Annotated in this window: 15 protein-coding genes and 1 tRNA gene; 7 read left to right on the forward strand and 9 right to left on the reverse strand. The window is 60.3% G+C overall.

The features are described from left to right. Together AC1DSZ_RS20155 and AC1DSZ_RS20160 are read right to left on the reverse strand one after the other, a co-directional pair. The coding region (locus AC1DSZ_RS20155; protein ID WP_476840138.1) for a hypothetical protein at nt 1–417 on the reverse strand (417 nt) is incomplete at its 3' end. 372 nt (nt 418–789) lie between these two features. Further along, complete coding sequence (locus AC1DSZ_RS20160) at nt 790–1,179, reverse strand: response regulator (RefSeq protein ID WP_476840139.1); 390 nt, start codon at nt 1,177–1,179, stop codon at nt 790–792. A gap of 257 nt (nt 1,180–1,436) precedes the next feature. Here AC1DSZ_RS20160 and AC1DSZ_RS20165 point away from each other — a divergent pair, with 257 nt between their 5' ends. Beyond that, nucleotides 1,437–1,634, forward strand: coding sequence for a hypothetical protein (locus AC1DSZ_RS20165; RefSeq protein ID WP_476840140.1), 198 nt, complete (start codon nt 1,437–1,439; stop codon nt 1,632–1,634). 147 nt (nt 1,635–1,781) lie between these two features. Here AC1DSZ_RS20165 and AC1DSZ_RS20170 read toward each other — a convergent pair whose 3' ends face one another. Continuing rightward, on the reverse strand, nt 1,782–2,012 hold the full coding sequence (locus tag AC1DSZ_RS20170; protein ID WP_476840141.1) for a hypothetical protein: 231 nt from the start codon (nt 2,010–2,012) through the stop codon (nt 1,782–1,784). A gap of 75 nt (nt 2,013–2,087) precedes the next feature. Between AC1DSZ_RS20170 and AC1DSZ_RS20175 the strand changes: the two genes are divergently transcribed. From AC1DSZ_RS20175 to AC1DSZ_RS20185, 3 genes are read left to right on the forward strand one after another with little or no spacing between them, the layout of a single operon-like run. Continuing rightward, nucleotides 2,088–2,516: a DUF1236 domain-containing protein gene (locus tag AC1DSZ_RS20175; protein WP_476840142.1), complete on the forward strand. Its 429-nt coding sequence runs from the start codon at nt 2,088–2,090 to the stop codon at nt 2,514–2,516. Further along, nucleotides 2,501–3,826: an adenylate/guanylate cyclase domain-containing protein gene (locus AC1DSZ_RS20180; RefSeq protein ID WP_476840143.1), complete on the forward strand. Its 1,326-nt coding sequence runs from the start codon at nt 2,501–2,503 to the stop codon at nt 3,824–3,826. Before AC1DSZ_RS20175 ends, AC1DSZ_RS20180 begins: the two co-directional genes overlap by 16 nt. A 4-nt stretch (nt 3,827–3,830) precedes the next feature. Continuing rightward, nucleotides 3,831–4,217, forward strand: a complete 387-nt coding sequence (locus AC1DSZ_RS20185; RefSeq protein WP_476840144.1) for an ATP-dependent DNA ligase — start codon at nt 3,831–3,833, stop codon at nt 4,215–4,217. An 8-nt stretch (nt 4,218–4,225) separates the two neighbouring features. Here AC1DSZ_RS20185 and AC1DSZ_RS20190 read toward each other — a convergent pair whose 3' ends face one another. From AC1DSZ_RS20190 to AC1DSZ_RS20205, 4 genes are all read right to left on the reverse strand, one after another. Beyond that, a complete protein-coding gene (locus AC1DSZ_RS20190; protein ID WP_476840145.1) occupies nt 4,226–5,707 on the reverse strand; it encodes a TadE/TadG family type IV pilus assembly protein in 1,482 nt (493 codons plus the stop codon). A gap of 182 nt (nt 5,708–5,889) precedes the next feature. Further along, on the reverse strand, nt 5,890–6,867 hold the full coding sequence (locus AC1DSZ_RS20195) for a hypothetical protein (protein ID WP_476840146.1): 978 nt from the start codon (nt 6,865–6,867) through the stop codon (nt 5,890–5,892). Nucleotides 6,868–7,450: 583 nt separating this feature from the next. After that, nucleotides 7,451–7,696, reverse strand: a complete 246-nt coding sequence (locus tag AC1DSZ_RS20200) for a hypothetical protein (protein ID WP_476840147.1) — start codon at nt 7,694–7,696, stop codon at nt 7,451–7,453. A gap of 28 nt (nt 7,697–7,724) precedes the next feature. Beyond that, nucleotides 7,725–8,057 carry a hypothetical protein gene (locus AC1DSZ_RS20205; protein ID WP_476840148.1) on the reverse strand — a complete coding sequence of 111 codons (333 nt, stop codon included), beginning with the start codon at nt 8,055–8,057 and terminating at the stop codon, nt 7,725–7,727. A 214-nt stretch (nt 8,058–8,271) separates the two neighbouring features. Here AC1DSZ_RS20205 and AC1DSZ_RS20210 point away from each other — a divergent pair, with 214 nt between their 5' ends. The 3 genes from AC1DSZ_RS20210 (at nt 8,272) to AC1DSZ_RS20220 (ending at nt 10,988) form a co-directional block, all read left to right on the forward strand. Further along, nucleotides 8,272–8,628, forward strand: coding sequence for an ArsR/SmtB family transcription factor (locus AC1DSZ_RS20210; RefSeq protein WP_476840149.1), 357 nt, complete (start codon nt 8,272–8,274; stop codon nt 8,626–8,628). Beyond that, nucleotides 8,615–9,136, forward strand: coding sequence for an SRPBCC family protein (locus AC1DSZ_RS20215; RefSeq protein WP_476840150.1), 522 nt, complete (start codon nt 8,615–8,617; stop codon nt 9,134–9,136). Before AC1DSZ_RS20210 ends, AC1DSZ_RS20215 begins: the two co-directional genes overlap by 14 nt. Nucleotides 9,137–9,266: 130 nt before the next feature. Next, the gene (locus AC1DSZ_RS20220; protein WP_476840151.1) at nt 9,267–10,988 is read left to right on the forward strand and encodes a methyl-accepting chemotaxis protein; all 1,722 of its coding nucleotides are present in this window, start codon (nt 9,267–9,269) and stop codon (nt 10,986–10,988) included. Between the two features lie 332 nt (nt 10,989–11,320). On the opposite strand, the gene AC1DSZ_RS20225 is transcribed toward AC1DSZ_RS20220, so the two are convergent. Next, nucleotides 11,321–11,395: transfer RNA gene (locus AC1DSZ_RS20225), tRNA-Thr, on the reverse strand. A 120-nt stretch (nt 11,396–11,515) separates the two neighbouring features. After that, nucleotides 11,516–12,754: a 5-aminolevulinate synthase gene (gene hemA / locus AC1DSZ_RS20230; RefSeq protein WP_476840152.1), complete on the reverse strand. Its 1,239-nt coding sequence runs from the start codon at nt 12,752–12,754 to the stop codon at nt 11,516–11,518. Nucleotides 12,755–12,858: the final 104 nt, after the last annotated feature.

A 12,858-nucleotide genomic window follows, 5' to 3' on the forward strand; every position in this document is an offset into this window, starting at 1 on the left:
GCGCGTTAACTCCTCGGTGAGAGCAGCAATCTCCGCTGCGGCATTGCTCTCGATGGTTCGAATCCGTCGGTCGGACCGCTCCAGCAGAGTCGACGCTTGTCCAACCAAGCTCAGTGCGCGGTCTAAGTCGCGCTGGTGAGTGCCTTTATCGCCAAGCCTCTGGTTGCGGTGTGTTTCATTTCCAAAGCCGCTCTGCCGAGAGCGTTCTGCCAAGGCCAGGATGCTCGCGAATTCGCTGAAGGCATGTTCGCCCTGCTCCGCCAGATCGGGGTGTGTGAGAAGGGTATCTAAGTTCAGCGGATCTCTGCGCATTACGGCCACCCGTTCAAAAGCTAATGAACTGTTGCCCTTCGTGGTTAATGCCCAGTTAAACCCGCATACAGAGCGCTGGCTGTCGCGACCACAAAACGCTGACAAGGAAAAGGCCCCGTGGCTGGCGGGCCTGAAGGTGCCTCCTGGAAGGGGCATTTAGGCGGGAGGTAATCCTCTATCTCACAAGCAGAGCGGAGCGGCTATAGTAGGCCGGCAACTGCGGCAGCCTCCGGCAAAGCTCTAGCCGCAGAACGCAATGAGCCCGCCGGAGGGTGGTGCTCTGACGGGCTCGCTGTACGCAACAGGCAGACACTGAAGAGGAATGCCTGCTTGGCTATCGTGCCAAACGACGGTTAACGATCGGCTAGCGGAGATTCGTAACGCGAGACGCCGCGGGTCAGTGCGTCGTGGCCGAGCTACCGGTTGCCATGAGCAGCCACGGGCTCGCTCTTTGGTGCTCTCCGGAGTTCCCAGTTGTCACAGACAGCTCGGCAAGTGGGCTGCGACTACCCGTGCGATTGCCTCGGGTCCGAATGGCTTCAAAAGATAACCATCCGCGTCCAGGTCTTTTGAACGAGAAGCGGTTTCGGACGTGTGCCTACCGGTCATGATCACGACGGGGAGTTTCTGGACCTTCTCGGTTGCGCGGATGCTGGCTAACAGCGCCAAGCCTGAAAGTGCGGTAGCGAGGCTCACATCAACGATCGCAAGCGAGATCGATGGCTTGGCGGTGAGGATGATCCGGGTCGCGGCCTCGACGCTTGCCGCGGTTTCAACATTTACCACGCCAGCCTCGCGCAGGTAGTTGGACACGACGAGTTGCACCGCGCGGCTATCGTCAACGATCAGCACCGAACCAGAAAACATCAGCTACCCCTGCGTCACTCCGCATTCGCACGAGGGCTGTGAAGGGCTGGTTAGCGCGCGTCCGTGATCGAGCTCCTATCCCGAAAGGAACAAGTAACATCACGGATGGGGTTCGCCCGACTTCAAGGTGCTCGTTGTTGCCTTATGATCCGCTTCAAAGGTCTGGGGTGAAGACGCGCCGGTGAGGCAACCAGCTGGCGTTCCGAACGGCCGTCGACTCTGGGGGGTGTCGGCGGCTGTTTCGTATGCGAGGGCGTGTGGCGGAATATCTAGGTGACTATGGCGATCTCGTCACCGTGACCACCACGATGGTCCATGCGGGCGAGACAATCGTTCTAGCCGCCACTTCAGCGGCCGAGGAGGCGACAGCCGTGGTGTTCCTGGAGCCCGACACAGCTCGGCGTGTCGCCTATGAACTCTTGCGCTTGGCTGACTGCATAAAGCCAAGAAGCTGATCTCCTCAACCGAAGCGGAAGTGCCAAGTCGCAGGCCGGGGTTGACCGCATGCCGGCTCAACCTTGGCGGAGGCAATTCATGAAAGCTGCGGTTGTAGCTCGATATGCGGTCAGACCCAGGTCCGTGCAGCTTGGCTTAGCGAGGTGCTAGAGGGGCGCCTTGAGCTTCTCCCGAGCGTAATGATCCAGGGAAACGAGCCTCTGCCCACGGCAAATCATTGAGCTTGGATCAAAGCCTTCGCGAAAGTCTGCCTTCGCGATCGCGTGCCTTTGGCAGGCGTCGTAGAATGTCAGTCCCTCAACCTCCGCGACGAATTCAACGACTCCATCGCCGTGGAGGAAGTCTCTCGAAACGAGTCCGATTTTGAATATGGGCATGGGAGGCTCCTAACAAGGGCGTACCCTACCTCGGCGGGCTGAACGCTGAATGGCTGGGCTGTTCATCCCGGATTAATGCAGTCAGAGGAGATAACGCGATGCCGGCGAGCCCTGGCCGATACGGTTGAGCTGTACCCCGCTCCGGCCGACGTCGGCGTAAAGATGCAGTACCGCTATTCTGTGGTCGATAATCGGACCTCTGTTATCGATCCTTCGACGCGCCGGGTGGTGCAGGTCATCGAGCACAGGGCTGCTCAACCGAACTCAACAGGCCAGACGCTCGTGGGGGAATCGAGCCAACTCCTCCGCCGAATAGTGCTTCTGAATGAAGATGCATTCATCTGGCAATGCGTCAGGGACGGGAGCCACCCCCATGCAACGCGGTTGCTTCGGCTCCCACCTTGTCTGCTCGATCAAAGGAGTGGACCATCGAGCACGGCGCTGGTGACAGCTGCGCATCCGACCCGACAGCCGACGAGGGTAACCCGATGCCTCAGGCCCTAGAGATTGAGACTCGTTACGCCAAGAGCGGTGATTTTCACATCGCATATCAGGTATTCGGGCAGGGTTCGGTCGATCTGGTGGTCGTCCCCGGCTTCATCTCGAACGTGGAAGAGAGTTGGGAAAATCCGAGTGCGGCCCGATGGTACGACCGTCTGGCCCGCTTCGCTCGTGTGATTACCTTTGACAAGCGTGGGACAGGCTTGTCGGACCGAGCAGCCGAGATGCCCAGTCTCGAAGAGAGAATGGACGATGCACGGGCTGTCATGGAAGCAGCCGGTTCAAAGCAGGCAGTGCTGCTGGGCATCTCTGAAGGAGGCTCCCTTGCCTGCCTGTTTGCGGCGACATACCCGGATCGATGCGTGTCACTCGTTCTCTACGGCGCATTCGCCAAGTTCGTCAGCTGGTACCCGACAGAGGAGAAGCTGGCGCAATTTCGTGAGTACGTGTCCACTAGATGGGGCACGGGCGAAAGCGCAGGGAAGTATGCACCGTCAATGGCCCAAGACATAACATTTAAGAAGGCCTGGGCACGCCACGAACGCGTGGGCGCAACACCCAGCGCAGCGCTCGCCTTGATGCGGATGAACAGTGAAATCGACATCTCCGGGGTGCTTGGCGCCCTGCGAGTGCCAACGTTGGTTCTCCATAGAAGCGACGATAGAGCCGTCGATGTGGAAGGAGGCCGTTTTATTGCGCAGCAAATTCCCTCAGCCCGCATGGTTGAATTTTCAGGCTCCGATCATCTCCCATATGTTGGCGAAAATTCCGGCCAGATCGCCGACGTTATCGAGGAGTTCGTGACGGGCAGCCGACCGACGATCGATATGGACCGTGTCCTTGCGACAGTGATGTTCACGGACATCGTGGGCTCCACCCAGCAGGCAGTTGAGCTAGGAGATCGGGCTTGGCTTTCGCTGCTGGAGCAACATGACGAGCTTGTACGGCGCGAGATCCGGCGGTCGCGCGGCCGAGAGGTGAAAACATTAGGAGACGGGTTTCTAGCCCTTTTCGATGGCCCTGCACGCGCTGTTCGCTGCGCGTTAACCATTGTGAACCGCGTCCAGGCACTCGGCCTGCAAGTCAGAACGGGCCTTCACACGGGTGAGGTCGAAGTCAGTGGCGACGACATCGCCGGAATTGCAGTGCACATCGCGGCGCGGATTATTTCATTCGCTTCCGGCGGCCAGGTTCTCGTTTCACGAACGGTTCGGGACCTTGTTGCCGGGTCCGGTCTGCAGTTCCACGACGAAGGATCCCATCACCCGAAGGGGATCGATAAACCAATCCGCATTTTTTCCGCGTTACCCTGAGGCAGTGCCTTCATGCCCGAGCAGCAATCCTCGGCATTTTGCAAATCCGCTAAGGGGGCGGGGTCACGCCGCCCTGCGGTCTCGCCATGGCGCCGGCCGGGCTGCGTTCGATCTGCTCGAGCTCGATGGCCAGGATCTCCGCCCGTGGCCGCTCGTGGAGCGCCGCGCCGAGCTGGCGCACCTACTGGCCTCGACGGTTGACGGTATCGCGTCCGTTGACGCGCACGACGAGCACGGGCCGGACTTGTTCCGACATGCCTGCGCGCTGGGGCTGGAGGGGATGGTCTGCAAGCGGAAGGACGGCGCCTATCGCTCGGGATTCTCGCCCGCCTGGTTGAAGGCGCGTTGTCCAAATTACGTGAGAGAAGGCGTCCTGCGACCCGATACCTAAGTGGCGCGTCAGCGCTCGACCACGACATATCCGCCTGTGGGGCCAACGCCGTTTGGCACCGGCACGTTCGAGCTCTGGTAGTTGCTGTTCATCACCAGATTGGCTTTATTTTTAATCTCCAGCTTGCGCGCGACCACGATGGTGTACGCAGATCCTCCGGAAATGGCGTTCGGGCTGTTGGCCGGGTCTGTGCCAGACGGTAGTGGCAGCAGCCCATCATTCTCGTCCGGATCCCCGTCATCGACCGCCGCCTTGCCGTCCGCGTCGTCCAGATCGACTTTCAGGAAGCCTTGCTTCAGATAAATCGTGCCCAGGAGCTTCGTGACACCCAAGCTGCTGACGAAATAGTTTTTTCGCGCTTTTCCCGACGGATCTTCGATGAACAGGAAGCCTGGATAGCTTCCGCCTGTGGGAGCCGACAGGCTCACGAACGAGCCAGCCAGGAAAGCGAATGTGCCCCCGTTCATGAAATAGAACGTCACGCCATCGCCCGTGGGGGTCTCGAGCCGCCCGCCTTTCCTGACGATGAGGCCGTCCAACTTGCCGAAGCCCTTAGGCGGCGCTCCAAACGCTATCACGCCACCTCCACGGATGATGACCCGCCCCCCGCTCATCACCTCGATCCGCTTGTAGCAGAGCGTCACCACGCCTGTGACGATCGTTACAACTTCCCCAGAGCGCACGCGAAGGTCATTGATGCAGGGCGGGGTGGAGGGAGCCGGAGCGCGAGCGGMAAGGGGATCGGCCGCAGGAGGACATGCCACCGGYGAAGGAACAAAMACCTGGCTCGCGGCGCCCCTGTTCGGAGTTGTGGTTGCGCAGTTCTTCGACGCGCGGACCTGCGACGTTGCATCGTCCGCAAACARGCCGTCAGCCGACGCTGAATTTGATTGCACTGCGCAATCTTTGGCCGTGATTTTYGAGCCCTTCAGCATCGCAATTGCTTTGTTCTCTTTGGCTTCTAGTGCCAAAACGCACAACGGCGATGCGCCCATCAGGCGAGCAACCGATTGGACGGTTACCGTGGTCGGCGCGGCCTCAAAATACCGCAGCACGTAGGTCGAGACGCGTCGCGTGAGAGTAGTGCTGAGCGTGCGCTTGTCGAAATCCACGGCTGCCGTCACCGTAATGGGACCGGATGAGGTCTCAACCATCCGCACCTCCGACTGCAGCCCACGCGGTTGTCCGGCAGGCGCTGACGTTTCAGCGGGAACAGGTCCAGCCTGTCCGTTCATCGCAGCGGCAACGTATGTCGCCGCCAAGCTCGCAAGCCGCCGAGAGTCAGCGTTGGCCAGCCGCAACTCGCTTGCAGCCGCGAGGCTGGAGCTGTCGGCCGCATTTTGCAGGGCCGTACGGGTTCGATAGACACTGCCGTAATCGACCGCGGCAACACCCAAACCAAGGGTGAGGGGGGCGGCGACGCTGAACAGTACGGCTACCGAGCCGGACGTTCCGTTCCAGTATCGCAGAAGCGTAGTGACGAAGCGCATCCGGCGAGTATCGCCTAATTCCTAAAGAGAACGCTTAACCAGCTGTATCTAACGTCCCTGGTCCATCGCTGTCGTAAATGGTTGGTGTATGAATTGCGGGCTACAGAACGAATCCATCATCTATGTATGTATGCCGCGTCTCGCACAAGTTCGACGCATTTCTTCTGTCGACGAGCACAGCATCAGTAGACGCCATCAAATCTAACCTGCCATCCATTGGCAGCCCTTGGATTCGGCGCACGCTGGAGCGGTTGGATCACCCCCTGCGTATCGATAACGCGGCGCGCTATGACACGGCTTATGTTAGATTGCAGCTCAATCGGGTCGCCGTCGGGAGTGATGCTGTAGCGATCAGACCAGACAACCTGCCCATTCTCCGCATCGACCAGCCGAACAGCCACGATACCACTGGCGGAGAATGCTAGCACACTACCCTCGATGACATATCTCACGCTGAAAGGCTGTCCGTGAATAGCCGTGTTTATCCCAAACGCATCAGTGGCGACACGGCTCAGCGCTGCGATGTCATTTCGTTCCGCAAGAAGACCGATCACTTCTTCTGATATACCGCTGGCGATCTGTTGAGCTCGAAGATTGCCCCCCGCTGCCGAAAATCGCATAACCGCCAGAACAGGCTTCCCGGCATTTGGCGCAGATGCAGTCCAGCGATAAAGCGCATAGACAAGGCAGGAAGTCGCACCAACTAAAGATAAAACGACTAAAAGTACTCTCCATGACTTGGCTAAGGTCGCATTGCTAGCACGCCGCGAGAAAGGAAAATGGGAGTTTGAATCTGAAGTCGACTTAGCCGAATCTTCCAGATTGGCGCCTGACTTGAATATCGGAATATATGCGCCACGGGGCACTTCTATTCTGATGGCATCTTTGTTGGTGAAGTAATATCTCTCAAGTGCGCGCCGAAGTCGTCCAGCCTCGATCCGAACGACAGGATCGGTGTCGGGATCGAAACTCGCCGGTCTGTCAAAAACAGAGATGCCGATAGAATATGCCTTCAGCCGAGTCTGTCGTCCCTCTAAACGTTCACGGACAATGTAGGACAAGAAATTTCGCAATCGCTTCGCGCGCTTGAAATCCTCACTCGCGAGGACACGTTCCAAGGCTAGCTCTATGAAAGCCCGATCATGGACGCAATCAGACATGGCCTGATCCTCACAGATCAACGATATCCGGCGATCCACTCAACGCTTCGAAAAGGTCATTTTCAATAAATCTGACGGTCTAGGTTCGGCTGAAATAACGTGCAGGCTAAAATGACCTCCTTCGGATGGCCCATGATCCGAGGCGTTTGGCCCAACCAGCGATTTTGTCGCCTTGCGCCTCCAGCCCTACCCGGCGAAACGTCCATGCCACATTCACCAGCAGCGTGGCGGCCCGAAGCGCCGCTACAATATAGGTCCTTTGTAACATACTGCCCATCACGAGCTAGAACTGGAAGAGTCTGGGGGCCGAACATGCACTCCCGCAAGGCGACGCACTGGAAATGGCTACGCAAGCGATGCATAGTTGTGTTGGCAACGCCGATCATGGAAGCCGGGTTCCGACGTCAGGAAATTTAGGAATTACGCGCTGCTTTTCTGCCCGTCTCAACATTCTGTCCGCAGCTGATAGTGATCGGTCCAGATAAGCCCAACACGGCTGACGAGCTTGGCCACATATACCCCCTGTGGCCCGAGCGGTTACCCAAACTGTAATATGACGTATACAGGCCTGCCTTGAAATACTTCAGAAGATATTGGTCATCCACGCCACTATCTGCTCGGCTGCCGCTAGCGCAGCATCACGCGAACTGAACACCGATCCCGAATGGTAGGCCACTGGTGTCCAGGCGCCCGCGTCCTCGGAATCGCGTCGGAATTCCTCGAAGCCGAACGTGCCGTCTGGCCTCTTGAAGAGATCCACGCAACGATTGTGATCAGCGTTCTCGATGCTCTCGAATACGAACCAGGACTGATCGAAGTTCCGGGGCATCGTCGCTCACTTCCCGTGGTGCCCGATCCTACAACCCGGACAAGGCAAAGGCCCCGTGGCTGGCGCGGCCTAAAGGTGCGTCAGGAGGGGCTCGCTTTCGCTCGTCGGTCGCTTCGGCCAATATCTTGTCGCCTACGCCGACAAGTTCATCGATCTCGCTCACTTTCAGCATCTCCCAACATCGTGCGGTTGAGCCCTCGGTCGTGCCGCGTAGCGTCGCATCTCGAAAATCCAGCGCAGCAGCGACGATCGTCCAGTCGTGCTCCTCAAGCGCGCGGCGTCTCGCCAGATAGTCTCTGGTTTGCACCAACTTCTCGCCAGCGAGGAAGGCATGAACGGCAGCGCTAACTTCGTCCGACATAGTCGCTCCCCTCTTAAAGAACGACGAGCCGGCGTGGCCCTGGCAAAGGTTCGCCCGGTGGATGTAGCCGCGGATGGTACGGGTGTCCCGGGACACGTCCGTAATGCGGGCCTCATTTACACCCCCCTATCGGGGACCTTGGAATTCAGCGTGCAATCTCTGCGCGCCCTTAACTGTTGCAAGAAGCGAAGCGACCCGATAGATACTGAACCGAATGGCTCAGTATCCTGCATCTCCGCTCGACATCTCGTTCGCCGCGCTGTCAGACGCCACGCGACGTGGTGTCCTTGAGCAGCTCGGGCGCGGGGAGTCCTCCATCACGCAGCTTGCAGACAAGTTCCACATGACTCTCACGGGTATGAAGAAGCACGTCGGCGTCCTGGAACAGGCAGGGTTGGTGACAACACAGAAGGTTGGCCGCGTGCGGACCTGCAGACTCGGTCGGAGTAGATTGGCGGACGAGAAAGCCTGGATCGAGGAATATCGCCGGCTTTGGGCCTCACGCTTCGATGCTCTGGAACAAATTGTTGAGGAACTGAAACACAGCGAGGCGATTGATGAGCGCGAATGATCAGAGTGGATCTGGCAGGGATACTCGCACAACGATAGATCGGGCATCTGAACTCGAACTAGTCATCACGCGAACCGTGAACGGACCACCGGCCCTTGTCTTTGAGGCTTGGGCCAAACCGGAATTATTCCGGCAATGGTGGATGCCAAAGTCGTGCGGCCTGACCCTAATCTCGTTCGAGGCCGATGTCCGCACCGGCGGCACGTACCGGCTGGTTATGGGGCATCCGTCATCCGAGAAGCCTATGTCATTCTTCGGCCGCTACATCGAAGTGACGCCGCCGGCCCGCATTGTTTGGACCAATGATGAGGGAGGAGAGGATGGGCCCGTCACTACGGTGACATTCGAGGAGATGGCTGGCGCAACGAAGCTGACGGTGCACGAGCTTTATTCCTCAAAAGAGGCGCTCGACCACGCCATAGCCTCCGGAAGCACAAGCGGCTGGAACGAGCAGCTTGCGCAGCTTGATGACCTCGTCGTCTTCTCAATAAAGCCCAGGCAAGCTTAGCGTTGTTAGCCAGCAGGGCCCGCTACACACCGTGTGATCCATTGTCTTGCTAATTAGGAAGAATAGCGGCAATACATTTCGTTAACTAAGTTGGCGTCTCATCATTCGAAGTGTGGGGGCACTTCCAATGATGAACCGCTTTTTTGCTCGTGAGAACAGCTTCGAGAATGCGATCGATCGGTCACAAGCTGTGATCGAGTTCGACCTTGAGGGGAAAATCCTCAAGGCGAATGAGAGTTTTCTTCGGGTGATGGGGTATGAGCTCGACGAGATTGTTGGCAAGCACCACGGGATGTTCGCAGAGCCCGGGTACCGCGACAGCAGTGAATACCGGCAGTTCTGGGCGAAGCTGAACCGTGGCGAGTTCGACGCCGGCCAGTATCGCCGGATCGCAAAAGGTGGCCGCGGGGTCTGGCTGCAAGCCAGCTACAATCCGGTGTTTAGTCACTCGGGCAAGCCGATCAAGGTAGTGAAGCTCGCGTCGGACATCACCGCGCAGGTTAATCGCGCTCGCGACATGGAAGGCAAGCTGGCGGCGATCGATCGCGTTCAGGCCGTCATCGAGTTTGATCTCGATGGAAAGGTCATCACGGCGAACCAGAATTTCTTTGATGTGGTGGGCTACTCGCTCCACGATGTCCAAGGCAAGCACCACAGCATGTTCATGGACCCGGCGGAATGCGCTCTGCCTTCATACAAGCAGTTTTGGGACAAGCTCCGCCAAGGTGAAAAGGACGCCGGCCAATACCGGCGGCGTGGGAAGGGCGGCCGGCAGATTTGGATTCAGGCCAGCTACAACCCTGTGTTCGACGCGGATGGAAAGCCCTGCAAGGTGGTCAAGTTCGCGACCGACATCACGGCGCAGATCCGCTCAATCCACAGCATCGAACGCGCTGCGGCCGCTGTTGTGGAAGCAACCCGCAACAAGGACCTGACCAGCCGGATGGAGTGCGCCGACGCGACCGGCCCGATGAGAAGTCTGGCCGACGGCGTCAACGAACTCTTGGACACCTTCGCGGGCGTTGTTGACCAGGTGCGGGCCTCTGCCCGTACGGCTTCATCGGCCTCGGCCGAAATTGCGACCGGCAATCATGATCTTGCCGCCAGAACCGAACAGCAAGCTGCCTCGCTGGAGCAGACGGCCGCCACGACGGAAGAACTCGCCGCTTCGGTGAAAGCCACAGCGGCAGCGTCCAAGCAGGCGCGAGAAGCGGCCCAGGGCGCCAGCGAGGTCGCGGATGCTGGAGGCAGCATCGTCCGCCAAGCCGTCGAAGCCATGGCACGGATTGAGCAGGCCTCTCGCAAGATCAGCGACATCACGGGAGTGATTGACGAGATCGCGTTCCAGACGAACCTTCTCGCCCTTAATGCGGCTGTTGAGGCTGCACGGGCGGGGGAAGCGGGTAAGGGCTTTGCGGTCGTGGCGTCCGAAGTGCGTACGCTCGCCCAGCGCTCGTCCGAAGCTGCAAAGGACATTACTGGCCTGATCAGCGCGTCGGGCACGGAAGTCGCCGAGGGGGTGAAGCTCGTCAAAAAGGCAGGAGAGACGCTGGAGGCGATCGTTCAAGCGACGCAGTCGGTCGCCGCCACCGTTGCTGAGATCTCCACCGCCGCGACCGAGCAGTCCAACGGCATCGACGAGATGAGCCAAGCGGTCGCCCATATGGATCAGATCACACAGCAGAACGCCGAGTTGGCCGACCACGGGGCCGCCGCCGCAAAGGCACTCAGTGACCAGGTCCGCGAGCTTCGAGAGACCGTTGAAGCGTACCGGACCGAAGGGCAGTCCTCGTCTAGCCAGGCCAGTAATCGCCTTATCTCGCAACCTGGCAGAGCTGTTTGGGCGGCTTAGGACTAAGCGCGCCAAATTTCGAGGAGTTGCACCGGAGTTGTGGGACGACGCTCGCGCCAAACGCTTCGATAAGCTGCTCTTGGTTGCGGCCGACTTGGTGCAGGTGCATTTCCTCGAATCCGAGCTCGAGATAAGCCTGCACCCAGGCGGCATGACGCCCGAGATCAGAAACAGGCGGCTCCCTAGGGCACTCACGATTCTGCGGTATTCGCCGGGGCCGGCGAAACGAGTTCCTGTACCGTGCCCGCGTGCTACCCGGGTGCTACCCAATATAGACCTCCGGATAGAGCGCTCCCTAATAGCTCCGCAAACATCCGTACTATTTAAGGAAATGGTGCTGCCGGACAGGATTGAACTGTCGACCTCTCCCTTACCAAGGGAGTGCTCTACCACTGAGCTACGGCAGCCAGGGAAGGCGGCTTGCAGCGCGCGTCCCGGAGCGGCGCTCTCTTGCCACATGGGGGGCGGGGGCGCAAGCCGGGGCGGGTCGTTTTTCCCCGCCACGATCGCATGGCGCCCCGGCCGGGCTACTCGGCCGCGAGCGCCGTGGGGGCGAGACCGGCGCGCGGCAGGCCGAAATGATCCCACACTTCCACCAGCGCGGCCGTGAGTTTGGCGATCAGCGCGTCGTCGTGCAGCGGAGTGGGGGTGATTCGCAGCCGCTCCGCGCCCCGCGGCACGGTGGGGTAGTTGATCGGCTGGATGTAGAGGCCGTGCTGCTCCAGCAGCCGGTCGGAGGCTGCCTTGCACAACTCCGCGTCGCACACCATCAACGGCACGATGTGGGTGGGCGTCTCCATCACGGGCAGGCCGGCGGCGGCCAGCGCCGCCTTGGTGCGGGCGGCCTGCCGCTGGTGGCGCGTGCGCTCCTCGCCGGACGCCTTGAGGTGGCGCACGGAGGCGAGCGCCGCGGCCGCCACGGCGGGCGGCAGCGTGGTGGTGAAGATGAAGCCCGGCGCATGCGAGCGCACGGCGTCCACCACGGCGGACTTGCCGGCGATGTAGCCGCCCAGGCAGCCATAGGCCTTGGCCAGCGTGCCCTCGATCACGTCGATGCGCGCCATCTCGCCGTCGCGTTCTGCCACGCCGGCGCCGCGCGGCCCGTAGAGGCCCACCGCATGCACCTCGTCGATATACGTCATCGCGCCGTAGCGCTCGGCGAGGTCGCAGATCTGGCCGATGGGGGCGATGTCGCCGTCCATCGAGTAGACGCTCTCGAACACGATCAGCTTGGGCCGCTCCGGCCCGGCGGCGCGCAGCAGCTCCTCCAGGTGGCCCATGTCGTTGTGGCGGAACACGGCCTTGTCGCAGCCCGCGTTGCGCACCCCCTCGATCATCGAGTTGTGGTTCAGCGCGTCCGAGAGGATCAGGCAGTTCGGGATCAGCTTCGCGATGGTGGCGATGCCGGTGAGGTTGGAGACGTAGCCGGACGTGAACACCAACGCGCCTTCCTTGGCGTGCAGGTCCGCGAGCTCGGCCTCCAGCTGCACCACCGGATGGTGGTTGCCCGAGATGTTGCGCGTGCCGCCCGCGCCCGCGCCCATGCGCTGGGCGGTGTCCGTCATGGCCGCGATCACGTCAGGATGCTGGCCCATGCCCAGATAGTCGTTGGAGCACCAGACCACGACGGGCTGCGGCCCCTCGGGCGTGTGCCGGATGGCGTGCGGGAAGCGCCCCGCGACGCGCTCGAGATCGGCGAAGACCCGATACCGGTTCTCGCCCTTGAGGGCGGCGACCGCCCGTTCGAAGAACGCTTCGTAGTTCATGCAACTTCCATCGCACGGGCGGAAGGCCCATTCAATTCGCAGATCGCCTGATCCGCGGGCGCCGGAGTGATCCCCGGATGCGGCCAAAACGGGGCGGCCCGGCG

The sequence above is a fragment of the Alsobacter sp. P4_H11 genome, assembly GCF_056400925.1.

Coding starts and splice junctions, on each gene's coding strand:
- AC1DSZ_RS20170 (WP_476840141.1), bottom strand. CDS start 2,012: ATGCCCATATTCAAAATCGGACTCGTTTCGAGAGACTTCCTCCACGGC.
- AC1DSZ_RS20200 (WP_476840147.1), bottom strand. CDS start 7,696: ATGCCCCGGAACTTCGATCAGTCCTGGTTCGTATTCGAGAGCATCGAG.
- AC1DSZ_RS20160 (WP_476840139.1), bottom strand. CDS start 1,179: ATGTTTTCTGGTTCGGTGCTGATCGTTGACGATAGCCGCGCGGTGCAA.
- AC1DSZ_RS20175 (WP_476840142.1), top strand. CDS start 2,088: ATGCAGTCAGAGGAGATAACGCGATGCCGGCGAGCCCTGGCCGATACG.
- AC1DSZ_RS20195 (WP_476840146.1), bottom strand. CDS start 6,867: ATGTCTGATTGCGTCCATGATCGGGCTTTCATAGAGCTAGCCTTGGAA.
- AC1DSZ_RS20180 (WP_476840143.1), top strand. CDS start 2,501: ATGCCTCAGGCCCTAGAGATTGAGACTCGTTACGCCAAGAGCGGTGAT.
- AC1DSZ_RS20205 (WP_476840148.1), bottom strand. CDS start 8,057: ATGTCGGACGAAGTTAGCGCTGCCGTTCATGCCTTCCTCGCTGGCGAG.
- AC1DSZ_RS20215 (WP_476840150.1), top strand. CDS start 8,615: ATGAGCGCGAATGATCAGAGTGGATCTGGCAGGGATACTCGCACAACG.
- AC1DSZ_RS20220 (WP_476840151.1), top strand. CDS start 9,267: ATGAACCGCTTTTTTGCTCGTGAGAACAGCTTCGAGAATGCGATCGAT.
- AC1DSZ_RS20210 (WP_476840149.1), top strand. CDS start 8,272: ATGGCTCAGTATCCTGCATCTCCGCTCGACATCTCGTTCGCCGCGCTG.
- hemA (WP_476840152.1), bottom strand. CDS start 12,754: ATGAACTACGAAGCGTTCTTCGAACGGGCGGTCGCCGCCCTCAAGGGC.